This is a genomic window from Allokutzneria oryzae, assembly GCF_042429765.1.
Taxonomy (GTDB): domain Bacteria; phylum Actinomycetota; class Actinomycetes; order Mycobacteriales; family Pseudonocardiaceae; genus Allokutzneria; species Allokutzneria oryzae.
Genome location: NZ_JBHLZU010000010.1, coordinates 479,721 through 505,964 on the forward strand (window position 1 = coordinate 479,721; position 26,244 = coordinate 505,964).

The 26,244-nt window shown below is 69.5% G+C and carries 22 protein-coding genes and 2 tRNA genes; 10 read left to right on the top strand and 14 right to left on the bottom strand.

Annotated elements, in window-relative coordinates:
• The first annotated feature begins 26 nt into the window (after window positions 1-26).
• Both ACFFQA_RS13660 and ACFFQA_RS13665 read left to right on the top strand, forming a co-directional pair.
• Window positions 27-1,172 (top strand): serine hydrolase domain-containing protein, encoded by a 1,146-nt coding sequence (locus ACFFQA_RS13660; protein ID WP_377852192.1) that lies wholly within the window; start codon window positions 27-29, stop codon window positions 1,170-1,172.
• A gap of 90 nt (window positions 1,173-1,262) precedes the next feature.
• Window positions 1,263-2,150, top strand: a complete 888-nt coding sequence (locus ACFFQA_RS13665; RefSeq protein WP_377852194.1) for a TIGR03621 family F420-dependent LLM class oxidoreductase — start codon at window positions 1,263-1,265, stop codon at window positions 2,148-2,150.
• A gap of 204 nt (window positions 2,151-2,354) precedes the next feature.
• On the opposite strand, the gene ACFFQA_RS13670 is transcribed toward ACFFQA_RS13665, so the two are convergent.
• A complete protein-coding gene (locus ACFFQA_RS13670; protein WP_377852195.1) occupies window positions 2,355-3,572 on the bottom strand; it encodes a methyltransferase domain-containing protein in 1,218 nt (405 codons plus the stop codon).
• A gap of 778 nt (window positions 3,573-4,350) precedes the next feature.
• Here ACFFQA_RS13670 and ACFFQA_RS13675 point away from each other — a divergent pair.
• Together ACFFQA_RS13675 and ACFFQA_RS13680 are read left to right on the top strand one after the other, a co-directional pair.
• Window positions 4,351-4,830 (top strand): hypothetical protein, encoded by a 480-nt coding sequence (locus ACFFQA_RS13675; protein ID WP_377852197.1) that lies wholly within the window; start codon window positions 4,351-4,353, stop codon window positions 4,828-4,830.
• The gene (locus tag ACFFQA_RS13680) at window positions 4,827-6,563 is read left to right on the top strand and encodes a poly(ethylene terephthalate) hydrolase family protein (RefSeq protein ID WP_377852198.1); all 1,737 of its coding nucleotides are present in this window, start codon (window positions 4,827-4,829) and stop codon (window positions 6,561-6,563) included. Before ACFFQA_RS13675 ends, ACFFQA_RS13680 begins: the two co-directional genes overlap by 4 nt.
• Window positions 6,564-6,666: 103 nt before the next feature.
• Here ACFFQA_RS13680 and ACFFQA_RS13685 read toward each other — a convergent pair whose 3' ends face one another.
• Together ACFFQA_RS13685 and ACFFQA_RS13690 are read right to left on the bottom strand one after the other, a co-directional pair.
• Complete coding sequence (locus ACFFQA_RS13685; RefSeq protein WP_377852199.1) at window positions 6,667-7,134, bottom strand: hypothetical protein; 468 nt, start codon at window positions 7,132-7,134, stop codon at window positions 6,667-6,669.
• A gap of 208 nt (window positions 7,135-7,342) precedes the next feature.
• Window positions 7,343-7,415 (bottom strand) — tRNA-Lys (locus ACFFQA_RS13690).
• A gap of 445 nt (window positions 7,416-7,860) precedes the next feature.
• Here ACFFQA_RS13690 and ACFFQA_RS13695 point away from each other — a divergent pair.
• Window positions 7,861-9,015, top strand: a complete 1,155-nt coding sequence (locus tag ACFFQA_RS13695) for a L,D-transpeptidase (RefSeq protein ID WP_377852200.1) — start codon at window positions 7,861-7,863, stop codon at window positions 9,013-9,015.
• Between the two features lie 160 nt (window positions 9,016-9,175).
• Here the strand turns inward: ACFFQA_RS13695 and ACFFQA_RS13700 are convergent.
• From ACFFQA_RS13700 to ACFFQA_RS13745, 10 genes are all read right to left on the bottom strand, one after another.
• Window positions 9,176-9,248 (bottom strand) — tRNA-His (locus ACFFQA_RS13700).
• Between the two features lie 73 nt (window positions 9,249-9,321).
• Complete coding sequence (orn, locus tag ACFFQA_RS13705; RefSeq protein WP_377852202.1) at window positions 9,322-9,933, bottom strand: oligoribonuclease; 612 nt, start codon at window positions 9,931-9,933, stop codon at window positions 9,322-9,324.
• Window positions 9,934-9,993: 60 nt separating this feature from the next.
• Entirely contained in the window at window positions 9,994-11,598 is a 1,605-nt protein-coding gene (locus tag ACFFQA_RS13710) for a PH domain-containing protein (RefSeq protein ID WP_377852204.1), read from the bottom strand.
• The gene (locus ACFFQA_RS13715; RefSeq protein WP_377852207.1) at window positions 11,595-12,104 is read right to left on the bottom strand and encodes a PH domain-containing protein; all 510 of its coding nucleotides are present in this window, start codon (window positions 12,102-12,104) and stop codon (window positions 11,595-11,597) included. Before ACFFQA_RS13715 ends, ACFFQA_RS13710 begins: the two co-directional genes overlap by 4 nt.
• 342 nt (window positions 12,105-12,446) lie before the next feature.
• Window positions 12,447-14,060, bottom strand: coding sequence for an AMP-binding protein (locus ACFFQA_RS13720; RefSeq protein ID WP_377852210.1), 1,614 nt, complete (start codon window positions 14,058-14,060; stop codon window positions 12,447-12,449).
• 25 nt (window positions 14,061-14,085) lie between these two features.
• On the bottom strand, window positions 14,086-15,963 hold the full coding sequence (locus tag ACFFQA_RS13725) for an SDR family oxidoreductase (RefSeq protein WP_377852214.1): 1,878 nt from the start codon (window positions 15,961-15,963) through the stop codon (window positions 14,086-14,088).
• Between the two features lie 135 nt (window positions 15,964-16,098).
• Entirely contained in the window at window positions 16,099-16,662 is a 564-nt protein-coding gene (locus ACFFQA_RS13730) for a GNAT family N-acetyltransferase (RefSeq protein ID WP_377852217.1), read from the bottom strand.
• Window positions 16,659-16,835 carry a hypothetical protein gene (locus ACFFQA_RS13735; protein WP_377852220.1) on the bottom strand — a complete coding sequence of 59 codons (177 nt, stop codon included), beginning with the start codon at window positions 16,833-16,835 and terminating at the stop codon, window positions 16,659-16,661. Before ACFFQA_RS13735 ends, ACFFQA_RS13730 begins: the two co-directional genes overlap by 4 nt.
• A gap of 227 nt (window positions 16,836-17,062) precedes the next feature.
• Window positions 17,063-18,403: a polysaccharide lyase 6 family protein gene (locus ACFFQA_RS13740; RefSeq protein WP_377852223.1), complete on the bottom strand. Its 1,341-nt coding sequence runs from the start codon at window positions 18,401-18,403 to the stop codon at window positions 17,063-17,065.
• Window positions 18,404-18,473: 70 nt separating this feature from the next.
• Window positions 18,474-19,667: a glycosyltransferase gene (locus ACFFQA_RS13745; protein ID WP_377852225.1), complete on the bottom strand. Its 1,194-nt coding sequence runs from the start codon at window positions 19,665-19,667 to the stop codon at window positions 18,474-18,476.
• 88 nt (window positions 19,668-19,755) lie between these two features.
• Here ACFFQA_RS13745 and ACFFQA_RS13750 point away from each other — a divergent pair, with 88 nt between their 5' ends.
• Window positions 19,756-20,808 (top strand): tetratricopeptide repeat protein, encoded by a 1,053-nt coding sequence (locus ACFFQA_RS13750; RefSeq protein WP_377852228.1) that lies wholly within the window; start codon window positions 19,756-19,758, stop codon window positions 20,806-20,808.
• 4 nt (window positions 20,809-20,812) lie between these two features.
• Here the strand turns inward: ACFFQA_RS13750 and ACFFQA_RS13755 are convergent, their stop codons facing one another.
• Window positions 20,813-21,427, bottom strand: a complete 615-nt coding sequence (locus tag ACFFQA_RS13755; protein ID WP_377852231.1) for a TetR family transcriptional regulator — start codon at window positions 21,425-21,427, stop codon at window positions 20,813-20,815.
• Window positions 21,428-21,569: 142 nt separating this feature from the next.
• Between ACFFQA_RS13755 and ACFFQA_RS13760 the strand changes: the two genes are divergently transcribed.
• The 4 genes from ACFFQA_RS13760 to ACFFQA_RS13775 all read left to right on the top strand — a co-directional run bounded on the left by ACFFQA_RS13760 (window position 21,570) and on the right by ACFFQA_RS13775 (window position 25,810).
• Complete coding sequence (locus ACFFQA_RS13760; protein WP_377852234.1) at window positions 21,570-22,289, top strand: DUF998 domain-containing protein; 720 nt, start codon at window positions 21,570-21,572, stop codon at window positions 22,287-22,289.
• 120 nt (window positions 22,290-22,409) lie between these two features.
• Window positions 22,410-23,144 (top strand): thioesterase II family protein, encoded by a 735-nt coding sequence (locus tag ACFFQA_RS13765; protein WP_377852237.1) that lies wholly within the window; start codon window positions 22,410-22,412, stop codon window positions 23,142-23,144.
• Window position 23,145: 1 nt separating this feature from the next.
• A complete protein-coding gene (locus ACFFQA_RS13770) occupies window positions 23,146-23,880 on the top strand; it encodes a 4'-phosphopantetheinyl transferase family protein (RefSeq protein ID WP_377852240.1) in 735 nt (244 codons plus the stop codon).
• Between the two features lie 67 nt (window positions 23,881-23,947).
• The gene (locus ACFFQA_RS13775) at window positions 23,948-25,810 is read left to right on the top strand and encodes a cellulase family glycosylhydrolase (RefSeq protein WP_377852243.1); all 1,863 of its coding nucleotides are present in this window, start codon (window positions 23,948-23,950) and stop codon (window positions 25,808-25,810) included.
• Window positions 25,811-26,244: the final 434 nt, after the last annotated feature.

Genomic DNA, 26,244 nt, shown 5'->3' on the forward strand with positions numbered 1-26,244 from the left:
GCGCCCGAGCTGGGACCGTGCTGGGCATGAGAAGAGCACTCCTCCTGGTCATCGCCCTCGCGATCGCCGTGGTCCTGCCGGTGTCGGCGAACGCCGTGCCGGACAAGGGATACGGGCGCGCGCAGTTCCAACGCGACCTGGACGTCCGTCATCGGGCGGGCGTCATCGGCGTGCACGGCCGCATCATCACCGGATCGGGTCCTGACATCCTGGCGTCGAGCGGCTTCGCCGACCTCGGCACCGGGCGGCCGGCCGACCCGCGCGGCCACTACCGCATCGCCAGCAACACCAAGACCTTCGTGACCACCGCCGTCCTCCAGCTCGTGGGTGACGGCAGACTCGGCCTCGACGACAGCCTGGAGCGGCACCTGCCGGGCGTGGTGCCCAACGCGCGTGACATCACGGTGCGCCACCTGCTCCAGCACACCAGCGGGGTCGCCAACTACCACCGCGCCCTGCCGTCGGGGCCGGAGGCGTTCGAGCGCAACCGGTACCGCCACTACTCGCCGGAGGAGCTGGTGCGCCTGGCAGTGGATCTGGGGCCGGACTTCGAGCCGGGCACCACCTGGTCGTACTCCAACACCGGCTACACCCTCGCCGGAATGGTCATCGACAAGGTCACCGGGCGGTCGTGGCGGGACCACGTCCGCGAACGCATCATCACACCCTTGCGGCTCAAGGAGACCAGCGTGCCCGACCGGAACCCGGGACTGCCGGACCCCCACGCGCGGGGGTACGTCCAGTGGGTGCCGGGCGGTCCGTTGACCGACGCCACCGAGCACAGCACGAGCACCAGCAACTCGGCGGGCGAGATCATCAGCACCACCAAGGACCTCAGCACGTTCTTCTTGGCGCTGCTGCGTGGCGATGTGCTCCGGCCCGACCTGCTGGCCGAGATGAAGCGCACCGTGCCGACCGGTGCTGCGGAGTTCGGTGAGTACGGTCTCGGGATCGCCCGCTCCGCCCTGTCCTGTGGTGGCGAGTACTGGTCGCACGGCGGCAACGGGGCGGGCTACGTCAGTCGTGAGGCGTTCGCACCTGACGGCTCGCGCGGTGTCGCCATGGCCTTCAGCGGTGTGACGGGCCGGACGGCGGAGGAGATGACGGCGCATGGACCAGCGGTGCGGGCACAGCTGGACAGGGTCATGTGCGGATTGGAGAAAAACAACTGAAAGTTCTTCCGCGACGGGTCGAGTGGCGTGCACCCGAAGGTTACGATGAATTTTTCGGCGACAATCGCTACCGGCAGGCAGGAGAGCGACATGGGTGCGCCACGTGCGCCGTTTCGGTTCGGCGTGGTTCTGGTCTCCGAGGCGTGTTCGCGGGCGGAGTGGGTGGCGAAGTGCCGCCGTGCGGAAGAACTCGGTTACGACGTCGTCTCCGCCTGTGAGCACGTGAACCTCCCTTCGCCCTTCCCGTCCGTGATCCTCGCGGCGGAGGCGACGGAGCGGCCACGAATCGGCATCTACGTGCTGAACACCAGTTTCCACAATCCGACGCTGCTCGCCCGTGACGTCGTCACGGTGGACCAGTTCGTGGAAGGACGCCTGGAACTCGGACTGGGCACCGGTTACGTTGAATGGGAATTCGAGAAGGCCGGTATTCCGTTCGGCACGCCGGGCAGCCGGGTGGACCGGCTGGAGACCACGATCAGCGAGCTCCAGCGCCTGCTCAACGACCCGGAGCACCCCAAGTCGGTGCAGCTCCCGCACCCTCCGATGCTGGTGGGAGGCCATGGAAACCGGGTGCTGCGGCTGGCGGCGCGCAACGCGGAGATCGTCAGCTTCGTCGGTGCGCAGTTCCGGGCGGAGTACGGGCGAATGGTCATCGCGACCGCCGAGGAAATGCTTGAGCGGGCCGAGTTCGTGCGCGCCGCTGCCGGAGTGCGGGCCGACGAGATCGAGTACAACATCCTCTCCAAGGCGACTGTGCTCACCAAGGACCGCAAGTCCGGTCTCGACCAGGTTCGCCGTTTCGCCCCACATTTGGACGACGAGCAGATCCTTGCCGCACCGACGATCTCGATCGGCACTCCGGAGCAGATCGCGGAACAGCTTCGGTACAACCGCGAGGTATATGGGATCAACTACATCACGGTGATGGAACCGGCGATGGAGAACTTCGGCAAGGTGATCGAGGCCATGCGCTGAGGCGGCTACAGTGGGTGGCCCGGTAGGAAATACTGGGCCGTCCGTTTTCGTCCCGCCCCGGAAAAGAAAACAAGCGCCACGTCGTGGACGCGGCGCTCTCCTCGCTCGCCTTTCTGGCCGGGACCGGCCACCCCGGTTCGGGGCAGCCGGTCCCAGCTCCGCTGATCGTCGTGGCTGCGAGCCGGCGGTTATGTCGAGTACGTGTCAGAGGACGTGGACCTCGGGGACGTACAGGATCCACTTGCCGCCGGCCTCACGGAACGCCTTCTCCTTCGCCATGATCTCCTCGGCGTGGTTCCAGGCGAACAGCAGCGCGTAGTCCGGGTAGGGGTTGCTGAACGCCTCGGGGTTGCGCACCGGGATGTGCGTGCCCGGGGTGACGCGGTTCTGCTTCTGCGGCGTGGTGTCGCAGACGAAGGACACCAGGTCCGAGCTCAACCCGCAGAGGTTCGCCACGGTCGCGCTCTTGGCCGTGGCGCCGTAGGCCACGACGGTCTTGCCCTCCTCGCGCAGCTTGGTGAGCAGCGCGACCAGGTCTTCCTTGATCTTGGTGACCTTGGCGCCGAACGCCTCCAGGGTCGGCAGCGTGGCCAGGCCCGCCGCGTCCTCCTCGGCGATCAGCTCGGCGACGGCCGGGCTGGCCTCACGGGCGCCCGCGCGGGCGATCGTGTAGCGGACCTCGCCGCCGTGCACCGGGTAGCGCTCCACGTCGACGAGGTCGAAGCCGAACTTGCGCGCCATCGCCTGCACCGAGCGGGCGGTGAACAGGTAGTAGTGCTCGTCGTAGATCTGGTCGAAGGAGGTCCGCTGGTTGATGTCGCCCAGGTACGGGTCCTCGAAGACGAACACGCCGTTCGGCTTCAGCAGCGCGTCGATGCCCCGGAAGATCGAGTCCATGTACGGGATGTGGCAGATGGTGTTCGCGGCGAAGATGACGTCCGCGTGCCCCTCCTCCTTGGCCACCTCGACCGCGGTGGACTCCTCGAAGAAGGCGGTGCGCACCCGGATTCCCTTGCTGCGGGCCACCTCCCCGACGCCGCCGGAGGGCTCGACGCCCAGGTGCTTCACGCCCGCCTCGGCCGCGGTCTTCAGCATGATGCCGTCGTTGCAGCCGATCTCGACGATGAACGGGTCCGGGCCGGTGAGCTCGGTCTCCAGGAACTTCCGCGCGGTCAGCTCGAAGTGCTTGCGCATCACCGAGGAGCCCGAGGAGAAGTACGGGTAATCCTCGTGGAACATCTTGTCCCTGGGGACCTCCTCCATGAGCTGCACCATGGTGCAGTCCGAGCACAGGCCAACGGCGAGGCGGAAGAAGAACTCGCCTTCGAGGTTGTCCGGCTCCAGGAAAGCATCGGAGAGGGGCTGGCGTCCGAAATCGTAGAATTCGGTGAGAACGCCGCCGCAGATACGACAATCAGCCATATCGCACAACCTAAGTGGGGCCAAGGGGCTGGCCAACCCCTAACCTCCACTCCACCCCTAGCCGTCCGCACCCCTATCGCGGACACCCCCGCGCTGAGCTGCGATCGAGCGCGTCGCAGGTGATCACAGCCCCGAGTCGGGGCGGGCCGTGGTCCCGGGCAGACGCCAATTCGCCGCATCCGGTTTTGATCTTTTCTGTCCCGGGTTTTCGTGCCTCGTTGCCATCGTCGAAACTCTCTCGACACGTTCATGTGCCCGTTCTGGTGGCAGCGGCGGATTTCCTGGAGTCGTGCGGATGAGTTTCTGGGTCGCCCTCGGCGTAGTGGGGCCTGGATGCGGCGCGACCAGGACGGCGAGCCGGCCACGAGGTCGGTTTTCTTCATGAGCGGGAAGAGTCGCGTATGCGTCTTGTTGAACTCGTCGACGTGCCCGGAAAGTGATCCTGGTGAGCGGCTTGCGGTTCGCGGGGGAACCCGGTTGCATCAGGCTTTCGCCTGCTTGGGAGAGCTGCTGATGCGTCGGTAGCGCCAGGCGAAGATATCGATTCCGGAGTTCATATCCGCAGGTCGTGGACGGTTCGGCTCGCCGCTGACTTTGGGGCGAGGTATGGTACCGGAACTCGCAAAAAATTGCCGCTCCATCCTCACTGTTCTTGCATAAGAGAATTGAGCGCGTTTGTGTAGAACTCCACGGTATTCGAAACGTCTTGATGTGTGCGATGAGTCGACTTGCTGAAGGAGAATGCGTGCGTTCATCACCACGTCCACGAGCGTGGGCCATGCGAACCGCGCTCGCCATAGCCCTGCTGGTGGCGGGCATCGCCGTGGTGTCCTGGGTGGGAACCCACGGACAGGCCGACGCCGAGCCGGGCTTCGAGGTCCCTCGTGCGCCCGCCCCCCAGCAGCCGTCCGCGCGCAAGGCCGTTCCAACTCTGGACACCGCGACCGCGGAACAGGTCCGCAGCGCCCCGCAGGGCCGCGTCGTCGCCAAGGGGCCGGCGATGGTCGCCGACGAGATCACCTCGCCGACCGGCCGGGGGCCGCTGGTCCGGCTGACCATCACCGGTGACTTCCCCGTGCGGTCGCTGGACTTCACCGTTCTCGTCGACGGGCAGCCGGTCGGCCGCGGCATCCAGACCGAGAACCTCGACGCGATTCGGGTCGTCCTCGGCGAGCCGCGCACCGGCGCCGTCGTGTCGTACCAGTACGGCGATGGTCCGCGGACCACTGTCGGCTCGCTCAAGGCGGAGGGCAAGTGAAGCGCATCGGTCTCCTCACCGCGGCCACCGTCCTCGCCGCCTCGCTGATCGGAGTGGGGCCGGGGGCCGGCGCGGGGGCTGCAGCGCCCCAGCTGGATCCGCTCGTCCCAGGACCGCACAAGGTCTCCGAAGCTCCGTACAACCTCGGCGACGACGTGTTCCTCCCGAACGCCTTCCCCTGGCCCGTCGAGCTGGCCGGACATGTCTACTACCCGGACAAGGTGGCCAACGAGGCGTACCCGGTCGTGCTCTTCATGCACGGCAGGCATGCCACGTGCATGTCCTCGACAGAACCGAGACCGAAGCTCGGCTGGCCGTGCCCGCCGGGCTACGTGCCCATTCCGAACCACCGCGGCTACGACTACCTCGCGCGCCAGTTGGCCAGCCACGGCTACGCGGTGATCTCGGTCAGCGCCAACGGCATCAACGGCAAGGACAACCTGGACATCAACTACGGCCAGCGCGCGCGTGGCGAACTGGTACTCAAGCACATCGCAATGTGGAACGAGTGGCGCACCAAGCCCGGCGCGCCCATTCCGACGACGGCTGTGCGGTCGTTCGACTTCAACCGCATCGGGTTGATGGGTCACTCCAGAGGCGGTGAGGGGGTCGTCAACGCCGTTGAGCAGAACGCGCTGCTGGAGAAACCGTTCCGTCTGCGGGCGTTGCTCCCACTGGCCGCGACGAACTTCGAACGCCGCATCCCGGTCGGCATCACGATGGCCACCCTCCAACCGGAGTGCGATGGTGACGTCAGGGACCTCCAGGGTGTGCACTACTACGAGAGCGGCCGCTACTACGTCCACACGGATCGCGCGACCCGCAACAACATCACCGTGCTCGGCGCGAACCACAACTACTTCAACACCAACTGGTCTCCCAGCAGCGGTCTGCCCGGTGCGGTCGACGACTGGCGCGGCAGTCCGAGCGGGCCGAAGTCCTCGTGCGACCCCAGCCAGCCGACCCGGCTCACCGAGCAGCAGCAGCGCAACGTCGGAATCGGCTACATCGGTGGGTTCTTCCGGCACTACCTCGGCGGCGAGAAGGCGTTCGCGCCGTTGTGGCGCGGCGCGGTCGGCACTCCGGCGTCGCTCGCCCCGGCCACTGTGCTCGTCTCCTACCACCCGCCGTCGGCGTCGGGGCAGCGCCTGGACCTGAACCGGCAGGACGACTTCACCCCCAACACCCTCGGCGGTGAGGTCACCGCCATCGGCGCGAAGCAGACGCCGTGCGGCGGCCCGAGCCCGGAACCCCGGGCCTCCTGCCTCAGCAAGCCCGGGGAAGTGGTGTCCGAGCCGCACCGCGGTTTCGGGCGCCCCGGTACCTACTCGGGGCGGACCACCTGGGCCGCGAGCGGGGGCACGATCACCAATGACGTGCCCGCCCGGTACGGGGACGTCCACAAGTTCACCGCGCTCCAGTTCCGCGCGGGTGTCGACTTCACCGACCCGGCCAACCCACAGGGGAAGCCGCAGGACCTGCGGATCGTGCTGACCGACACGGCGGGCAGGTCCGCCTCGGTGAAGGCGTCGGAGTACGGCAAGGCGCTGGACTACCCCAGGGCCGGTGGCGACCAGTACGACGTGCTGCCGAGGATGCACCTCCACCAGGTTCGGGTCCCGCTCGCCGCCTTCACCGGCGTCGACCTGACGAAGATCAAGTCAGTGCAGTTCGCGCTCGACGTCAACCCGACGGGTGCGATCGCCGTGTCCGACCTGGTGTTCGCCGACTGACGGCACCACGGATTCCGGTGCGGTGGCAAGGAAACTGACGTCGGCGGTGTTCCACCGAGCACCGTCGGCGTCGGTCGCCGCCGCACCCGCCCCGGAACACCGTTCAGCGTTGCTTGACGAACTGGCTGCTGACGACCTTCTTGTGAGTACGCCCCAGAGCTTGGTAGGTGACCTCGGCCTGCCAGGCCCCGGCTTCGTCCCTACCGCGCCACACGAGGTGTCCAGGCACCCAGTGCCCGTCGATCAAGACGAAGCAGGGCTTCAGTTCGTCCTGCTTCTCGGTTGGCGGTTGACGGTTCCTGGACAGCCATGCCTCGGTGCAACAGCCCTTGCAGCTGCCCAGGCCGCGCGTCATCGCCTCCGCCCAGGACACCGACTCGGCTGCGTGGGTCTCCTTGCCCTGGCGCGCCGACTTCCGTTGGCCGTCCAACAACATCCAGCACTGCTGGTCGTTGTGGAAGACGGACCCGCCCTTCGTGACCCACACCCGCGCACGTACTCCCGGCGGCAGCGGCCGGCAGTCCACACAGGTCCCCGTCGGAAGATCGTGTTTGCACCGTTCCTCGGCCATGTCCCCTCCCCAGGAGCGCGCCGGAAGGAGGGCAGTGGAGCACGGGGCGACCGGTGCCGTCCGGCGTTTCGCTTGCGGCAGGGGCAGGTGCCGGAAAAGGGGACCCGGAGACCGTCAGGAACCTGATGCGGGGTGGACAGCGAGACCACTGTGGACGGTGGGGAAACAAAAAATCCCTTCCGTCGCAACGGAAGGGATTTCTGTGATGTGCGCCGCCAGGGACTCGAACCCCGAACCCGCTGATTAAGAGTCAGCTGCTCTACCACTTGAGCTAGCGGCGCGTTGTCCGGCTTGTGGAAGCTCCGTCTTCCGGACGGGAGAAAACTTAGCACAGGGGGTCGCGCGGTTCCCAATCGGCTGGTCAGGGGCGGTTTTCGGGGTTCCGGGGGCCTGCGGTGGGGACGGGAAGACGTTGTCGCGCCGGGGCTTTCGAGGCGGGATGGCATCGGAAAGTGATCAAGGTTACGTTCGTGGCCGTGGGATCGCCCATAACGGGCAACCTGCGAAGTGCGACTTACGTCTTGATAGGTGGTCGGAGTGATGCGGACTACGTGCCGTCGCCTCGCCGGGGCACTCCGCCCCGACCAGGTGGTGTAGCACACTGGATCGTGCACAACCTGTGGGAACGAGTGGAACGGACGGTCGTCGATGTTGGTGCCGAGAAGCCCGAAAGATCGAGTCGTGCTGGGGCGGCGCCGTGCGCTCGCGGTAGGGACTCTTGGGCTTGTGGCCGCATTCGTCTCCGGGTGCACAGGGGGCGGTGCGACCGGCGGTGCGCCTTCAGGCGGTCAGTCCACCGGAGGCGGCGGCACACCGCAGACCCCGTCCGCACCCGGCTCGCTCGCGCTGGTGCCCGCCGACGGCGCGCAGGGGGTCGCCCCGGGTGAGCCGGTGACGGTCACCGTGACCAACGGCAAGGTCGGCGCGGTGACGCTGGTCAACGCCGAGGGCAAGCCGGTCGCCGGGCAGGTGTCGCCGGACGGTCTCAAGTGGACCTCGACGGAGTCGTTGGGCTACAACAAGTCCTACACGCTCAACGCGTCAGCTACCGGCTCCGACGGCAAACCGCTCACGGCCAAGTCGGCCTTCGCCACGGTGAAGCCGCGCAAGCAGGCGTTCGTGTCCATGAACCCGCTCGACGGGCAGACGGTCGGTGTCGGCCAGCCGCTGGCGTTCATCTTCGACGTGGCGCCGCCGAACAAGGACGCGGCGGAGAAGGCCATCCAGGTCACCGCGGAGCCCAAGGCGGAGGGCGCTTTCTACTGGTTCTCCGACAAGGAGGTCCACTGGCGGCCCCGGGAGTACTGGAAGCCGGGCACGAAGGTCGCCATCGACGTGAAGGTCTACGGCAAGGACCTCGGCAACGGGATCTACGGCCAGGAGGACCGCAAGGCCACGATCACCATCGGCGACGCGGTGATCGCGGAGGCCGACGGCGGCTCGCACCAGATGGTGGTCAAGGTCAACGGCCAGGTGGTCAAGGAGATGCCGGTTTCCCTTGGCAGCGCCCGGTTCCCGTCGAACAACGGCGTGCACGTGGTCACCGAGAAGCACCCGACCAAGGTCATGGACTCCACCAGCTACGGCCTGCCCCTCGACCAGGGCGGCTACCGCACGAAGGTCAACTGGGCCGTCCGCATCTCCAACGGCGGCGAGTTCACGCACGCGGCCCCGTGGTCGGTGAAGGACCAGGGGCGCCGCAACGTCAGCCACGGCTGCATCAACATGTCGACCGAGAACGCCAAGTGGTACTTCGACCTGGTGAAGAAGGGCGACATCGTGGTGATCACCAACTCGGGCGGCCCGAACCTGCGCAGCTGGGACGGCTTCGGCGACTGGCAGATCCCCTGGGACGAGTGGCTCAAGGGCGGCAAGAAGTAGCCCGCACAGACCGAAGGCCCCGGCGTGCCCGAGCGCCCGGGGCCTTCTTATGTCCCCGCCCCAGCCAGGCTGAAAAGGTCACAAGAACGCACCGCGGCATCATCAAGGGCAACGGGAAGGGCCCCCCGCACGAGGTGCGAGGGGCCCGAACACGATCGAGGGTGAGTGACGGGACTTGAACCCGCGACTTCCTGGACCACAACCAGGTGCTCTACCAGCTGAGCTACACCCACCATGCCTTCCCAGCCGGTCCGGCCGAGGCAGCTGCACCAGCCTAGCGTGCCGCGCGCCGGGAACGAAATCGGGTTACCCCTTGGCGTGGTTCGCGAGCAGGTCGGCCGCGATGGCCTGGGCTTTTTCGGTCGTCGGGCCGGGCGGGTCGACGAAGAGGGCCCGCCGGTAGTAGGCCAGCTCCATGATGGACTCGCGGATGTCGGCGAGGGCGCGGTGGGCGAGGCCCTTGGCCGGCTGGCCGTAGTAGACCTTCGGGTACCAGCGGCGGCAGAGCTCCTTGATGGAGGAGACGTCGACCATCCGGTAGTGCAGGTGCGCGTCCAGGGTCGGCATGTCGCGGGCGATGAAGCCGCGGTCGGTGGCGATGGAGTTGCCGGCCAGCGGGGCGGTGCGCTTGTCGGGGACCCATTCGCGGACGTAGTCCAGGACCGCGCGCTCGGCCTCGTCCAGGGTGACCGCGGAGCGGCGGACCTCCTCGGTCAGCCCGGACTTGGCGTGCATGTCGCGCACGACGTCGGGCATGCTCTCCAGCACCTTGTCGTCGGCGTGGATCACGATGTCCACGCCCTCGCCGAGCACGTTGAGGTCGGCGTCGGTCACCAGCGCCGCGATTTCGATGAGCGCGTCCTTGCCCAGGTCAAGGCCGGTCATCTCGCAGTCGATCCACACTAGACGGTCCGTCACGCGGGTGAGCCTATCCCTTACCGTCCGCGCTCAACGGTCAACGGTGAACGCGGACGGCGGTCAGGGCGTCGGAACGCGCTCCAGGAACGGTGTGAGCAGGCCGGGCAGCGCGGTTTCGGCCAGGTGGACGGCATCGCTCTCGCCGATGTCGGCCACCGCGTAGGCGCCGCGCTCGGTCTCGCCCCGGCCACTGCTCGCCCCGGTCGTCGCGTGCAGCGTGACCAGTCCGACCCGGCGCTGGAAGATCGATCTGGTGATCTTCCAGCCGATGATCCCGTGCTGGTGCAGTGCGATGGTCTGCCGCATCAGCGATCCGGACCGGCTCACCAGGTAGTCCTGGGTGTAGGCGTGGCCGAGGTTGCGGTAGCGGTCGATGCCCAGCGGCACCGACAGCGGCAGCAGGCACAGCGCCACGATCCACGGCCAGTCCGGGAACGAGAGGTAGATCCGCAGCGCGCCGAGCGCGGCCGCCAGCACCAGCACCGGCGCCGCGGCGCGGAACACCCGCCTGGCGAACGCGGCGCGCGGGTGCCGGGTCAGCGCGGCCGTTGTCGGTGACTCGTCCAGCTGGAGCGCGGCGGCGGCGACGCGGTGCGCCTCCGCGCGCGGTGCCTGGGGGAGCAGCATTCCGCTGCCTTCACCCGTGCCGAGGCCGGTGGCGACCGCGCTGCACTTGGCGCCCTTGCCCAGGCGCAGCAACAGCGGCTCATCGACCTTCACGCCGCGCATCCGCTGCTGCTCGATCGACACCGATCGGACTTCGAGCAGGCCGTAGCGCACCAGCAGCGAGCCGTGTTCCTCCCTGCTCAGCTGGTAGTTCCAGTAGAAGATCACGTACGCGGCGACGGCGGCGACGCTCGACAGCACCAGCGCACCCGCCGCGACCAGCGGGACGGTGGTGAGCAGGGGCATCGATGTGAACCAGTCGAGGACCGCCTGGACCGGGCCGAGGTGGAAGAGGTCGACCTTGATCTGCCTGGCGAGTGCCATCGCACCACCGAACAGGGTGCCGACCGCGATCACGCCGAACAGGGTCAGCGGCGCGAACCTCAGCCACTTCGGGTCCATAGTGGACAGAACGGTGCCAGGCCCGGTCTCGGCCGGAGTGCTGTCCTGTTCGGACGGTTCGGGCTGTTCGCGCTCCGGTGTCCGGGTGGTCGCGGTGCGCCGCAACAACGTCAGCCGAAGCCGCTCGGCCTCGACCTTGGTCACCGCGTTGAGCGTCAGCTCGTCCTCTGTGCCCGCGTCCTGGCGCCCGGTACCGAGCCGGACCACCGAGAGACCGACGAGGCGGTGCGGCACCGACGCGGTCAGGTCGACCGTGCGCAGGCGGTCCCGCGCCACCTGGCGGTGTTTGCGGACCAGCCAGCCGGAGTGCAGCTCCACGTGCTTGTCGGTGATCCGGTAGCGGGTGGTGAGCCAGCGGACCATGGCATAGCCGATGAGCGACCCGGAGATGCCCAGCGCGGCCAGGCTCTCCCAGAACTCCAGCTCGAACCGGCCGCGCACGACGAGCAGCAGCACCACGACACCGAGAACGCTGGCGATCTCGTTGAGCGGGTCGGCGACCATCACCCGCGGGTTGAGCCGGTGCCACTCGGTGTCCGGCTCCTCCAGCGGCGGCGCGGCGGGCAGGCCGTCCAGTCCCGTGGGGTTCGGGTTCACGTCGCGTCACCCTGGGCGGCCTCGGCGACGACGGTGAGCTCGTCGACCAGGCGGGTGGCGACGTCGTGGTCGAGCCCGGCGATCTCCAGCGGTCCCGCGGCGGAGGCGGTTGTCACCACGACGGTCGCCAGCCCGAGCCCCTGTTGGAGCGGCCCGCGCTTGATGTCCACGGTCTGCACCCGTGACACCGGCGCGACGCGCGCGTCCAGCCAGAACCAGCCGGACTGGACGTACACGGCCTGGTCGGTGGTCTCCCAGCGGTGCACCCGGTACCGCCAGAACGGCATCACCGCGGAGTGCGCCACACCGAAGACGATCACGACGACCAGTGCGGTGGTCATCCACCAGGACGTCCAGTCGAACAGGAGGCGACCGGCGACGAGTGCCGCGGCGAGCACGGCCCACTCGATCACGGCCTGGATCGCCCACCAGCCGATGGCCTTGCGGCTGACCTGGTTCGCCGGCGGCCGCAGACGCAGCTGCAAGCGGGGTTCTGCTGTGTTCACATGCCCACTCTGCCCGACCGTGTCGGCCACCGCGTTCGTTCTGCGGTCAATGTCGCCTTTGGTGAGCGTGGCCCACGACTTTGGTAGCGGCCACCGGCCCACCGAGCCGACTTTGGTCTAGCGCCTGTCCTGCGAGTTGTCCCGACGCCCCGTGCCCCCGTGCCCCCGTGCCCCCATGTGCGCGTGGGCTGGTTGGTGTGGTTGGGGTTTTCGCGTTTTGTCACCTTGTTGCGCAAGAGAGCGCTCCAATTTCGCATGAAGGCTACAAAACGCGAAATGAGGGGGAGGGGGGTGAAGGCGCCAGGGGGTGGTGAGGTGGTGTTGGCACGTGCAGGAGAGGACCTAGCCGAGGTCGCGTTTGACCACCTTGCCGGTGGCGTTGCGGGGCAGTGCGTCCAGGAACGTCACGTCCCTGGGCACGCAGAACCGCGTGAGCGTGGCGCGCACGTGCTTGCGGAGTTCCTCGGCGTCCAGCAGCACCCCTTCGACGGGCACCACGTAGGCGGCCAGCCGCTGGCCGAACTCTTCGTCCGGGACGCCGACCACGGCCACCTCGCGGACGTCCGGCAACGCCGCGAGCACGTCCTCGACCTCACGCGGGTAGAGGTTCTCGCCGCCGGAGATGACCATGTCGTCGTCGCGGCCCGCCACGAACAGCAGGCCGTGCCGGTCGAGGTAACCGACGTCCCCTGTGGACAGCATCCCGTCGCGCACCTGTTTGCCGGAGCCGTTGGTGTAGCCGTCGAACAGCATGTCGTTGACCACGAAGATCCGCCCCTTCTCGCCCCGTGGCACCGCTCGGCCGTCCTCGTCCAGGATCGCCAGCCGCGTGCCGAGCGGCGGCTTTCCCGCCGTGCCCGGTGCGATCCGCAGCTCCTCCGGAGTCGCGACGGACACCCACGACGCCTCAGTCGAGCCGTAGAAGTTGTAGAGCACCGGCCCGAAGGCGTCCTGGAACTCGGTGGCGAGCTTGCCGGGCAGCACCGATCCGGTGCAGGCGACCGTGCGCAGTGCGGACGTGTCGTAGCTCGCCCGCGTCGAGCGCGGCAACTCCATGATCCGTTGCAGCATCACCGGAACCGCGAACATGGCGGTGCACCGGTGCTTCTCGATCGTGGACAGCGCGGTCTCGGGTTCGAACTTCCGCCGGAGCACCACGGTCGAGCCCAGCACGAGGCTGATCTGCAACGCGCCGATTCCCCAGCTGTGGAACATCGGCGCGGGGATGTACAGCGGTTCTTCCGCCCTCAGCGGGATGCGCGACAGGAACGACGCCGCCGAGCCCAGTAGCCCCTTGGGGTGCGGCCGCCGGGCCCCCTTCGGGGTGCCCGTTGTCCCCGAAGTCAGCACGATCAGCCGTCCCGCCGGGGGCTTCGGCAGGTCCAGCGCGGGGGAGGAGGCGATCAGCTGCTCAAGGGTGGTGCTCCTGGTCGGGCCGTCCGTCCACGCCGTCACGCGCTTCACCCCGCGCGGCGAGTTCGCCAGCAGCGGCCGGAACTCCGTGTCCGCGACGACCAGGCACACCTCCTGTTCCCGGAGCACCGCACCGAGCTGGGCGGGGCTCGCCCCCGTGTTCAGCAGCACCGTGTGCGCGCCCAGCTTGGCCAGCGCAACCACCGACTCGACGAAGCCGCGGTGGTTGCGGCACAACACCCCCACGGAGGAGCCCGCCCGAACGCCCTGGCGGGCGAGGCCGTGCGCGAGGCGGGTCGTCCGGTCGTCGACCTCGGCCCACGTCAGCGTGCCCAGCTCGTCGATGATCGCCGGTCGGTCCGGTCGCAGCGCGGCGCCGGTCGCGTATCCCGCCGCCGCGCTGTACTCGTACTTCAGCAGCGCGCGCACCGCGCCGAGCAGCCGGTCGGGCCTTCGCGGCATCAGCACGCGGCTCCTGGCGAGCACGAGCAGGCCCTTGGCCTGGGTGACCGTCCGCTCGGCCAGTCCCTTGGTGAACCGCATCGTCGCGTCCCTCCACAGTGGATGGTCAAGGCGTGCGCCGTGGTGCCTCCGGCATCAGGCGGTACAGCAGCTGCATCGCGCGGTCCACGGCCTTGGGGGTGACCGCGTACGCGGCCTGGACGAGCGCGCCCGATGTGGAGCCGACCCGCTTCGGCCGCGCGGCCAGCGCCCGCACCACCAGCTTCGCGCCCTGTTCCGGGGTTGCCGCGGGAAGCCGGTCGTATGCCGAGGTCGCCTGGCTCATCGGGGTTCTGACGAGTCCCATGTGGACGGTGCTGAAGGTGACGCCGTCGGCGATCGTCTCGCTCGCCACGACCCGGCTGAACATGTCCAGTGCGGCCTTCGACGCCAGGTAGGCGGAGTACCTGGGTGTGCCGATCTGCACGCCCTGCGTGGACACGTTGACGATGTGCCCGAAGCGCCTGCCGGTCATGTGCGGCAGCAACGCCAGCACCAGCCGCACCGCGCCGAAGTAGTTGATCGCCATGGTGCGTTCGTAGTCGTGCAGCCGGTCCAGCGAGTTCAGCACGCCGCGCCGGATCGACCGCCCGGCGTTGTTGACCAGCATGTCGATGCCCTCGTGGTCGCTGAGCATCCGCTTCACCGTCGCGCGCACGGACTCGCTGTCGGTGAGGTCGCACGGGTACACGTGCGCCTGGCCGCCCTCGCGGACGATCTCCTCGCGCACCGCCTCCAGCTCCTCAGCGCGGCGGGCCACCAGCAGCGGCACCGCGCCCATCCTGGCGACCTGCAGCGCCGTCGCCCGCCCGATGCCCGAGGACGAGCCGGTGATCACGATGCGGCGCCCGCGGAGGCCGTCACGGGAGCGCCGCGCGCGATCCGGGTCCATGCGCCGCTGCCAGTACCGCCACAGCAGTCCCGCGTACTCGCCGAACTCTGGCTGGCGGAGGTCGCCGAGCGCGCTGTCGGTGTTCGAGCGGTCGAAGGTCGCCGAGAACGTCATGTGCGGCAGCACTTCCGGTGGCACGCCGAGCCGGCTCAGGACAGTGCGGACACCGGGCAGGCCGCCGAGCCCGGCCAGCGCGCGCACCGGGACGACTCCCGGCGCGGTCACCGCGATCCTCGGCGCGCCCGCGGCGTCGGCGAGCGCGTTGTAGACCTCGCTCAGCGGCTGCGACCTCGGGGCGGTGAGGTGGAACGTCCTGCCTGGCTCGAAGTCCTGGTGCACCAGGCGGTCCAGCGCCTCCACGACCCAGTCGACCGGCACCAGGTTGGTCGAGCCGAGGTCGGTGGCGACCAGCGGGAGCGCGGCGGGCAGCCGGGAGATCCCGGCGAGCGCGCCGAAGAAGTAGTACGGCCCGTCGATCTTGTCCATCTCGCCGGTGCGCGAGTCGCCGACCACGGCGGCCGGGCGGTAGACCTGCCACGGCACCCCGTCCTGCTCGCGGACGACGCGCTCGGCCGCGAACTTCGTCGCGTGGTACGCCGAGCCGAACCGCTGGCCCAGGTCGAAGTCGTTCTCGGTGAAGACACCGCGGTGGTTCCCGGCGACCGCGACCGACGACACGTGGTGCAGCTTCGGCGGGCCCGGCAGCGACGCCGCCAGCTCCACGACGTGCCGGGTGCCGTCGACGTTGGCCGCGGTGGCGGTGGCCTCGCTCGCTGTCAGGTCGTAGCTGGCGCCGAGGTGGACCACGTGGTCCACCCGGGTGAGCCGCGCGCGGTCCTCGGCGGAGAGCCCGAGGCCGGGCGCGCCGAGGTCACCGAGCAGGGGCAGCACCCGCTCCGGCTGCGGCCAGCGTTGCGCGAGCTCGTCGAGCTTCGTTCGCGAACCGGGCCTGACCAGCACGAACACCCGCTCGCACGCGGCACGGCCGAGCAGTCGCTCGACAAGTCGGACACCGAGGAACCCGGTCGCCCCGGTCACCAGGTATGTGGTCATGGCTCACCTCACCCGGCCGATACTGGCACTACCTACCCGCGAGTAGGAAGACCTGGAGTGAGGTAGATCACCGCAAAGCTGAGGGCCGGCACGCGAGGAGCAGGGGCCCAACGTGCCGGCCTGGTCAGTGGTGGGTCAGGGGTGGCGGCGCAGGCGCTGTTCGAGGACCTGGCCCGGCCAGTCCCCGACCTCGAAGCCGTGCAGCCTGGTGAAACCCGCCGAGACGTAGAAGTCCACGAGCGCTCCGTCACCACCCGCCCAGCAGTCGACCCGCAGCCGGGACACCCCCGCCGCCACCGCCTTGTTCCGTGCCGTCTCCAGCAACTTCCGACCCGCGCCGCGCGCTCCGGCCTGCCGCCCAGAGACCAGGCCGACCACGTACAGCTCGGGTTCGTCGGAGACCGGCACGTAGGCCGGGGCCACGGGCAGCAGCACCATCGCGCCGACCGGTTCCCCGTCCCGTTCCGCGAGGTACAACCCGCCGGAGTCGCACCACTGCTCGATCTGCACCACGCGCTTCGGACTCTCCGAGAACAAGGTGGTGCCCCACTGGCCCGTCTGCCCTCGGGCCGTCAGCCAGCGCACCGCGTCGTCGAAGAGTCCGAGCACCGTGTGGGCGTCGCTGACCGTCCCGCTCCGTACGGTCAGCTCACCCCGCTCGGGGAGGCCCCGAGCCGTTCTCCCGTCCCGCTCGCTCACAGCTCGGCACCCACCGCCGCCACCGCCGCCTGGCGCAGCGCGGACCGCAGTTCACCGACCTCCAGGGGCGCGAGCACGGCCGCCTCGCCCGGCGGCGAGATCAGCACGACCTGTCCCTGGTTCACCAGCACCGTGAGCGACCGCCGCCGTCCGGCGACATCGCGGCAACCCACGACCCACTCCCTCCGGACAACCACGTTCCCCGACCTCCAGCCTTGGTCCGCTCGGTGATGCGAGAAAGGGACCACGCCGGGCAGCTGGCATGACGCGGCGCTTGAGCGGGTTCCTCCGATCGGCTGAGCCACGGCGAGGAGCCTTGAAGATCTTTGGTGCGCTGACCAGGGACTGAACGGCTCAACTCGCGATTGAGCCGTTCGCCAACGTCACTCCGACGAGGGGCCTAGTGCGCGTTCGGCCCAACGTCGGCAGTGGTCAGCGGCGCCCGCTCGGCCCCGGAGCCGGAGCGCTCGTCGGCGCCGACGTCCTTGCGGCCCTCGCGCCGCTGCCCGTCGATGTCGAGCTCCACCGCCGGGTACGAACCCGCCGAGGCGTCCACCGCGGGGCTGTCGGCCGCGGGGCGGCGCAGCTCGCCGGACAGCTTCGGGTCCGCCGTCCGGTAGCCGCTCGCGGGGATGTCACCGGCCGAGCCGCCCCACAGCAGGTTGCCCTCCCAGGTGAACTTCGAGAACTGCGTCTGCCGCACCAGTTGGCCGCTACCCGTGACGATGTTGTTGGCGATCACGCACGAGTCGGGCCCGTACGTCCGGTTCTCGCCCGCGATCCCGCCCGCGTTGCCGGACACGGTGTTGAACGCGAGCAGGACGCGGTCCGGGCGGTCCTTGCCGGTGCTGCTGGTGTCGTCGATGACGTCGCCGCTGCCGACGGTGATCCCGTTGCCGGAGCTGCCGGTGACCAGGTTGTTCACGATCACGTGGTCGTTGCCGTAGAACCGGATCCCGGACGCTCCGCCCAGCATGATGTTGCCCTCGACGCGCGTGCGGTTGCCGTGGCGCAGCACGATCTGGCCCTTGCTGTCGCGGATCGTGTTGTACCGCACCACGTTGTCCGAGGACTTCACCGAGATCGCCTCGGGGTCGCCGTTGGCCTTCTCGAAGAGGTTGTTCTCGATGAGGGCGTTCGCGGAGAACCGCTGCTTCGAACTGACCCCGAGCCGAATCGACTCGCCGCCGTTGGAGCCGGTGAACGAGTGGTTGTAGAAGTAGTTGTGGTGCACGTGAATCCGTTGCGCCATACCGCTGCTGGGGCCGAACACCGACAGGTAGACGCCCTGCGTGCTCTTGCCGGTGAAGGTGTTGTGGTCCACCTCGACGTCGTCACCGTCCACGTTCACCCAGTGCTTCTCCGCGGGGGACTTGAGCTGGAAGACGTTGCGGCTCAAGCGGATGTGGTGCGAGTTCGACGGCACCAAGACGGTCGCCGTGTGGGTGAAGCGGAAACCCTCCACCGTCACGCGCTCGGAGGAGTCGAAGGTGAAGCCGGACGCGCCGTAGATCTCGACCCCGCCGACGGAGGCGGCGGCGACGGTGACACCGGACTTGCGGGTGATCCTGATCGGCTGCTTGGCCTCGTAGCGCCCGGCCGCGAGCACGACGCGGTCGCCGGACTTGGCGTTGTCGATCGCGGTTTGCAACGCCGTCAACGAGGTGACGGGAGCGGCGTTGGCCATCGGGGCCATGCCCAGGAGCAGAGCCGCCGTCACAGGGATGAGCGCATGCTTCATCGCTGGTTCTCCTTCGGTTCGGAGTGCCCGCGACGGCCTTCGTCAACCTAGACCGGCCGTGCCCGTTCGGTCATCGACCAGAAGTAGGACAGAGCCGTTCGAGTGCGTGAACCGCTTTGCCGGTCCCGTCTTCGGCGCGGATCCGCTCGCCGAGCGCCGCCGCCGCCGCGGACCGGCTCAGCGCCTCCTTGATCGACGCGGCCAGCTCCCCGCTGTCCAGTCCGCGCTGCGGGAGCGCGGGCGGGGCCACACCGAGCTCGTGCATCCTCCGCCCCCAGTACGGCTGGTCGGCGAGGAACGGGCACAGGACCTGCGGTCGTCCGGCGGCGGCCGCCGCGGCGGCGGTTCCGGCGCCTCCGTGGTGCACAACCGCGTCGACAAAAGGGAAAAGTCGGTCATGGGGGACCTGATCGACCATCATCACGTTGTCGGGCAGGTCCGGGGCTGCCAGGCCGCCCCAGCCCTTCGCCAGGATCGCGCGGACACCGGCGAGCCGCACGGCCTCCAGCACGACCTCAGTCCTCCGACCGGGGTCGTCCCTGGTCATGCTGCCGAATCCGATGTAGACGGTCGTGCCCTTGGCGAAGTCCTGAAGTGCCTGGGGCAGAACGTAGTCCTCAGGACTGGGCAGGAACCAGTAGCCCGTGGTGAGCGCGGTGGCCGGCCAGTCGCGCGGGCGTGGGACGACGTGCTCGCTGAACGCGTGCATGACCACGTCCTGTCGTCCCCGGCCCGGCGGCAACCCGAGCGTGTCCGCGCGCCACTGGGTGAGCAGCTTCCGATAAGGCAGGCTGATCCCGTCGACGAGCCGGTAGCTGATCCGGTTGAACGCCGGAGGCGTCCACGACGGTAGCAACGGCATCGGGAACGCGGCCGTCGGCACGTGCAGCGGGGTGAACGCGCCGAGCACCGAAGGCACGTCGAGCCGCTCGGCCAGGTGCGGTCCCACCATGACCCCCGGGTGGTGCACCACGATGTCCGCGCCCTCCGACGCGACGTCCCACGCGTCCGCGAAGGTCTTCGACAGCATGCCCATCGCCTCGCGGACGAGTGCGAGGGTGCCGCGCCGTTCCGTGTTGTCCACGAGGCGCATGGGGCCCTCGTCCAGCTCGACGAAGCGGAACCCGAGCCCGGCGAAGATCCCACCCGAACGAGTGGCCGCGGCCAGCACCGGCTCATGTCCCGCGGCCTTGAGGGCCAGCGCGAGCGCCGCGTAGGGCTGCACGTCACCTCTGCTGCCCGCGGTGACGATGAGAACCTTCATCGGACCTCCTCGGCTCGGGACCGATCGTAGTGATCACCAGCCGTGCCAGACTGGTCCCGCCGCGACGCCTGCCCGGAAGGACGCACGGATGGCCGAGGATCCGGTGACCCTCGCACTGACCGAGTCGGCCGCGCTGTGCCAGTCCGGCAAGGCGGCCAAGGCGATCAGGCTGCTGCGCCCGGTCGTGGCCGCCAACCCGGCCGATGTCGACGCCTGGTGCGCGCTCGCCGCCGCCTACCTCTCCGACGACCAGCCGAAGAAAGCGCTGGAAGCCGCCCAGCGCGCTGCGGTCCTCGGCTCGGCCAAGGAGGGCCCGCACCGCCTGGCCAGCTGCGCGCTCACCCAGCTCGGCCGCTCCGCCGAGGCGGTGGTCGCCGCCGACTGCGCGGTGCGCGCCGACCCGTTCGAGTGGCGCTGCCACATCGCCCTCGCCGAGGCGCTGATCGGCTCGGGCGCGGTCGAACGCGTCCAGCGCTCCGAGGACGACGCCGACGCGAAGCGGGCGCTGCTCGCCGCCCACCGGGCCTCGGAGCTCGCCCCGACGGAGTACCGCCCCTTCGAGGTCCTCGGCGAGATCGCCGCCTTGGCCCGCCGCTGGGACGTGGCCGAGCAGGCGTACCTGACCGCGTTGCAGCTCAACCCGGCCAACGACCACGCCCGCGAGGAACTGGCCAGGGTGCGCAGCGGCTCCACCTCCGCGTCCCAACCCACTCCGGAACCCACCGTGCCCGACGCCGAACCGGTGCTGTGGGACCTGTTGTGGCGCTTGGTGGTCCTGCAAGGAGTCGGTTGCCTGGCGCTGGTGATCGGCGGCCTGCCCCAGCCGAGCTCGGGCTACGCCGTGTTCGGAGTGGTGCTGCTCGCGGTGATCGCGGCTGTGCTGTGGCGCTTCGTGTCCAAGGTGCCGGTGGTGGTGCGCCCAGGACTGGTCCGGCTGGTCCAGTCGCGATGGCTGCTGATGCTGGCGGGTGGCTTGTTCGGGCTGGGCACGCTGTTGGTGGTGGTGTGGACCCTGCTCCTGGCGTTGTGGCCCGGCGTGTTGCAGACGGCTGTGGTGGCTTGTGTCGTGACCGCGTTGTCGGGAGTTGTGGTGATGGCGGGTCGGCGCCTCGCCCGTTGGCGCACCCGCCGCACTTCGTGACTCGCTACGGCGCAACTGCCTCCGACAGCGCGCCTCGAAGGGTGATGTCGGCGAGCTGTGCGGCGCGGGTAGCCGGGGACAACGCCTCCGGGTCCGCCAGCCACGTGCTCGTCACCCCGCTCACCGTCGACACGATCGCGAACGCGGCCACGTCGACGTCGATGCCCTGCCGCAGCCCGTCCGCCTCGCCGAGCACGTCCGCGATCTGGCGCACCCACAGCCGCATCACGTCCTGCTTCAGCTCCAGGCCCGGCGCGCTCTTCGGCAGCGAACCCGACTTGTAGATCGTCACGCTCAGGATCGACCGCATGGTGTCATTGCGTTCCAGCGCCTCGAAGTACCGCACCAGATGCCGCCTCAGCCGCTCCTGGGCCGGGCCGTGCTCGGCCAGCGGTGCCCACACCGGAGCCGCGGCCTCCGGCCACTTCTCCGACACCACCGCCGAGTACAGCTCGGCCTTGTCCTTGAAGTGGTGGTAGGCCGCGCCGCGGGTCACCCCGGCGGCCTTGGCGATGTCCGCCAGCGACGAGTCCGCGAAGCCGAACTCGGCGAACAGCCGCAAACCCGCGTCCAACAGGTCCGACCTGGTTTCCGCGGCCTCCGCCGCCGTCCTCCGCATGAGCCGAGCCTATACCTGCGCTTGTGTATGTATGTTTGACGGAACAACGGCGGCGCCGTCGGGAGAACGGCCTGCTGGGCGGACGTAACGGTCATTTCACCGGTCCGCGGCTGGGATGGGGGCCGACGTACGAGGAGGCACCGTGCTGACCCCTGACCTCCGCCCCGCGGTGACCTCCGAGGCCGCTGTGGCGAACTCCGCCGTCGCCGCGCGCAGGCTCGCCGTCGGCGGCATCGTCGCCGCGCTGGCGGCGTTGGCGATCATCGCCGTGCTCGACCTGGTCCCGTCCATCGGCATGATCAACCCGATCCGCCGCACGATCAGCGAGCACGCGCTCGGCCCCAACCGCCCGGTCTTCGACCTCGCGCTGGTGCTGCTCGCGGGCGGCTCGCTGGCGATCCTGGCCGCGCTGGTCCGCGGCGGGCTGCTCCGCGTCCGGTCGGCGGGCGCGGTCCTGCTCGGCCTGTGGAGCCTGGGGCTGACCGTGGTCGTGCTCTTCCCGAAGCACAACTGGGCGGTCGGGCCGAGCCTCAGCGGGGACATCCACCGCGTCGGCAGCCTGGTCGCGTTCCTCAGCCTGCCCGTCGCCGTGCTGCTCATCGCCCGCCGTTGGCTGCGCGACGAGCGGTGGGGCGGCCACGCCCGGCGCACCCGCGCGCTCGGAGTGCTCGCGGTGTTGTCCTTCGCGCCCGTCGTCTACGTGCTCGTCCACGCCGCCGTGGTCGGCGGATCGTGGTGGCAGGTGCTGCCGCTCGGGGCGATCGAGCGGGTGCTCGCGCTGTGCGAGGTCATCGCCGTGCTCGGCGTCGGCGGCTGGGCCGTCGCGGCCAGCAGGCCGAGCGGTCCCGTGACCACCACCTGAGGCGTCCGGTCTGCCGGATCGGCGGCTGGCATCCGGTGCCGTGCGGTGTCGGTCACGACCGGCGAGCGGTCTTCGAAGCCGACTTGACACCCCTGCGCCGATCGAGTGACCTCAACGGTGATGACGAACCGAGTGGTGCGGCCCCGACCCCGGCCGGACGCACGCCGTGTGCTGGTGTGCCTGAGCTACGCGGGCGGTGGCACCGCGCCGTTCCGGGGCTGGACCGAGCACGTCCCCGAGGACGTCGAGCTCGCGCTGATCTGCTACCCCGGCCGGGAACGCCGGACCAGCGAGCGGATCGTGCCGACCTGGGACCACCTGCTCTCCGACGTCGCCGCGGGCATCGCCGAAGCGGTCGCCGACCGCCCCTACGTGCTGTTCGGGCACAGCATGGGCGGCGCGGTCGCCGCGGGGCTCGCATCGCTGTCCCACCAGCTGCGGCAGCCACCCAGCTCGCTGGTGCTCTCCGCGACGCGGTCGCCGCTGGCGAAGGTCAAGGTCTCGCTCAGCCCCACCGCCTCCGACGAGGAGTACGTCCGGTGGATCAAGGCCAAGGCCCAGGTCCCCGACGCCGTGCTGGAGCACCCGGAGCTGCGCGAGATGGCGGTCTCCCTGCTGCGCGCCGACCTGACCACGCTGAGCACCCTCACGTACGACCCCGCCCGGCGCATCGCCACGCCGACCCAGGTGCTGCACGGCGAGCGGGACGAGGTCGACGAGGAGGCCGTGCGCGGCTGGAGCAAGATCGTCACCAGCGATCTGCGGATCGACCCCCTGCCCGGTGGCCACTTCTACGTTCCCGAGGTCTGGGAGCGGCTGCCCCAGTACATGACCGCGTTGCGAGAGGACGGCTGAGGTGCCCAAGGCCGACGTGTGGTGGATCGAGCTCGGGTCCGTCCCCCTGGAACCGATGCTCGCCTGGCTCAACGACGAGGAGCGCGACCGCTGGTCCCGCTACCTCAAGGACGACGACAAGCAGCGCTTCCTGCTCGGCGCCTCGCTGTCCAGGGCGATCGTCGCCCGTGAGCTCGGCATCGCCGCCGCGGACGTCCCGCTGGAGCGGCACTGCTCGCGCTGCGAGGGCCCGCACGGTCCCGTCACCTCCCCGCTGCCGGGCGCCCCGAAGCTCTCGGTCACCCACGCCGGGGAGCTGGTCGGCGTCGCCGCCTCCCTGGACGGGCTCGTCGGGCTCGACGTGGAGCCCTCCTCCGGGCGCGCGCCGCTGAAGGACCTCAGCGTGGTGTTCGGTCCGGACGAGATCGCCGGGATCACCCGCGCCGGCGGTGGCTCCGAGCCGTTCCTGCGCATGTGGACCCGCAAGGAGGCGGTGGTCAAGGCCGTCGGGGTCGGCTTCATGGTGTCGCTGCCCGATGTGCTCCTGACCGGCCCGGCCAGCCCGCCGAGGCTGCTCGGCTGGCCCAAGGAGGAGCCGGGCGCGAACCGCTACCCGGCGGAGATGCGGATGGTCGACCTCCAGGCTCCGCGCGACCACGTGGGCGCGGTGGCCGTGGTCGCCGGTCGTGCGGCGGGGGAGCTGGTGGTCGGCCAGCACAACGGCGCCGAGCTGCTCACCGCCGCCATCCCGGCCTGAGGAACCTGGAGAGGTTCACTCGGCTGCGGCTAGCGGACAGGCCGGTAAATGTGGAACTTTTTCGCATATGAGGTCTCGGGTGCTCGCGGCCGCAGCCGCTCTCGCGTTGGTCGTCACCGCTGTCACGGCCGAGGCGGCACCCCGGCCGACTGTCGAGGGCGGGACGGTCACCGTCGGCACCAAGACCGTCGGCGGCAAGACGGTCCGGATCTTCCGCGACCAACTCGGTCGTGAGGTGGTGCTGCGCGGCTTCAACGTCTCCGGCACCACCAAGTTCAACGAGCACGGCAAGCTGCCGTTCGGCTCCGTCGCCGACGCGGCCCGCTCCGCGACCGCCATGCGCGACCAGACCGGCGCGAACGCCATCCGCTACCTCGTCGGCTGGGACGGGGTGCAGCCCGCGCCGAACACGATCGACACCGCCTACCTCGACCGGGCCGTCGCGCAGATCCGCGAGTTCACCAAGCGCGGCGTGCACGTGCTGCTCGACTTCCACCAGGACCTGTTCTCCCGCGACCTGTTCGACAAGGACAGCTGGTACACCGGCAACGGCGCCCCGAAGTGGGTGATCGAGGCGGGCAAGTACCCCAAGGAGCACTGCGTCGCCTGCGTGACGTGGGGCCAGAACCAGTGGAACAACGAGGCCGTGCGCACCGCCTTCCGCGACTTCTGGCTCAACCGCAAGCTGGAGACGCCCGCCGGGGTCGTCGGCATGCAGGACGCGTTCCTCGACCAGGCCGCCGCGACCATGCGGCACCTGCGAAACGCCTTGCCCGCCAAGGAGTTCGGCCTCGTGCTCGGGCTCGACCCGGTCAACGAGCCCGCGGACGGCGAGGGCGGGATCTCCTCGGCCGACCGCGAGGGTGAGCTGATCTGGCCGTTCTACCAGCGGCTGCGCGCACGCATGGACACCGTTGGCTGGCAGGACAAACCGCTCTACGCCGAGCCCCTCGTCAACTGGAACCTCGCCATCATCGGGCTCAGGCGCGGTGGGTTCACCACCATCGGCACGATGGGGCCGCGCTACGTGTTCAACGCGCACTTCTACGACACGCTGCGGTTGTCCATCGACCCCACCAAGCCCGGTGACGGCGGATATGCCAACCAGACCAACGAGATCCGCACCCGCGCGGCGGAGCTGGGCACCACGAGCTTCCTCTCCGAGTTCGGCCACCGGATGTCCGGCTGGTCCGCGGAGAAGGCGCCGATGATCCTCAAGAGCGCCTACCAGGGGCTCGACCGCGGAGCGGGCAACGACGCGTGGTGGGCGCGGCCGACCGAGGCTGGGCCGGTGATGTCGGCGACGCAGTGGCAGTGGGACATCTACAACGGCAAGCACCACGAGCTGATGAACGGCAACCCGGACAAGGTGCAGACCAAGGGCGACGCCTGGAACGACGAGGACCACTCGGTCGTCGACACCGACGCCGCGGGAGCGGTCCGATTCCGGGTGGACCAGCGGGTGCTGGACCGCATGTACCCGACGGCGGTCGCGGGGGACACCCTCGCTTTCGCCTACGAGGACATGGCCAAGGACGGCTTCGCGGACTCGACCGCGCCGTCGGTGCGCTGGCTGAAGGTGCCCGCCCAGTACCCGGCGCTGGCGAAGGTGACCGACAACCGCCAGTTCGGTGTCCTCGTCTGGCGCGGCGGGGCGGGCGGCCCGACCGAGATCCACCTGCCGCGCACCTTCGACCCCGCGAACTCCTCGGTCGCGTCGAACCTCGGTGTCCACTCAGGACTGTCCACATCGGACCCAGTGATCCGGGTCCAGAACGAGGACGGCTCCACGGCCGCCAACAAGCTCGTCGTCACCGCGCAGCCGGGTGTCCACGTGGCCCTGGTCGTCAATGCCCGTGTCCCCCATGCGGATCTGGTCGCCGCCCAGCGAGACCTCGCCAGCTGGGTCGCCGCGGTGGGTATCCGGTGAGCTGAGACCGTCTCCGGTGGAGGTGATCGCCGTGGTCCCGGTAGTCCGTCTCCGTGGGAGATCGGGCAGTGCGGCCCGGATCGCGAGCCCGGCTGTTGCCTTGGGGCACAAGGACACGCGTGGCCGGATACCCGATGTGGTCACCATCTGCCAGCGGTCACCCGACGCCGCTGGCCCGCCTGATCACCGGCCTGCCCGCGGCCCTGCGCCGGTCGCCGACCTGGGACCAGGCCGCCCGGGACGCTGTCCAATACTCGCTCTCTGATGCTGCCTTCAAACGGTCACAGAAATCGCCTTCGAATTCACCCTGTAGAGCCATGATCACTATTTTTCGGCACGTAGAATAGGAATATGACCCCGGATGAGACCCTCGATTCCATCGAGGACGCCTACCGCGCGGTGAATCACGCGCACGCGGTCCTGGCGCGCTGTCT

Coding starts and splice junctions, on each gene's coding strand:
- ACFFQA_RS13660 (WP_377852192.1), top strand. CDS start 27: ATGAGAAGAGCACTCCTCCTGGTCATCGCCCTCGCGATCGCCGTGGTC.
- ACFFQA_RS13665 (WP_377852194.1), top strand. CDS start 1,263: ATGGGTGCGCCACGTGCGCCGTTTCGGTTCGGCGTGGTTCTGGTCTCC.
- ACFFQA_RS13670 (WP_377852195.1), bottom strand. CDS start 3,572: ATGGCTGATTGTCGTATCTGCGGCGGCGTTCTCACCGAATTCTACGAT.
- ACFFQA_RS13675 (WP_377852197.1), top strand. CDS start 4,351: ATGCGAACCGCGCTCGCCATAGCCCTGCTGGTGGCGGGCATCGCCGTG.
- ACFFQA_RS13685 (WP_377852199.1), bottom strand. CDS start 7,134: ATGGCCGAGGAACGGTGCAAACACGATCTTCCGACGGGGACCTGTGTG.
- ACFFQA_RS13720 (WP_377852210.1), bottom strand. CDS start 14,060: ATGCGGTTCACCAAGGGACTGGCCGAGCGGACGGTCACCCAGGCCAAG.
- ACFFQA_RS13725 (WP_377852214.1), bottom strand. CDS start 15,963: ATGACCACATACCTGGTGACCGGGGCGACCGGGTTCCTCGGTGTCCGA.
- ACFFQA_RS13740 (WP_377852223.1), bottom strand. CDS start 18,403: ATGAAGCATGCGCTCATCCCTGTGACGGCGGCTCTGCTCCTGGGCATG.
- ACFFQA_RS13745 (WP_377852225.1), bottom strand. CDS start 19,667: ATGAAGGTTCTCATCGTCACCGCGGGCAGCAGAGGTGACGTGCAGCCC.
- ACFFQA_RS13750 (WP_377852228.1), top strand. CDS start 19,756: ATGGCCGAGGATCCGGTGACCCTCGCACTGACCGAGTCGGCCGCGCTG.
- ACFFQA_RS13755 (WP_377852231.1), bottom strand. CDS start 21,427: ATGCGGAGGACGGCGGCGGAGGCCGCGGAAACCAGGTCGGACCTGTTG.
- ACFFQA_RS13765 (WP_377852237.1), top strand. CDS start 22,410: ATGACGAACCGAGTGGTGCGGCCCCGACCCCGGCCGGACGCACGCCGT.
- ACFFQA_RS13775 (WP_377852243.1), top strand. CDS start 23,948: ATGAGGTCTCGGGTGCTCGCGGCCGCAGCCGCTCTCGCGTTGGTCGTC.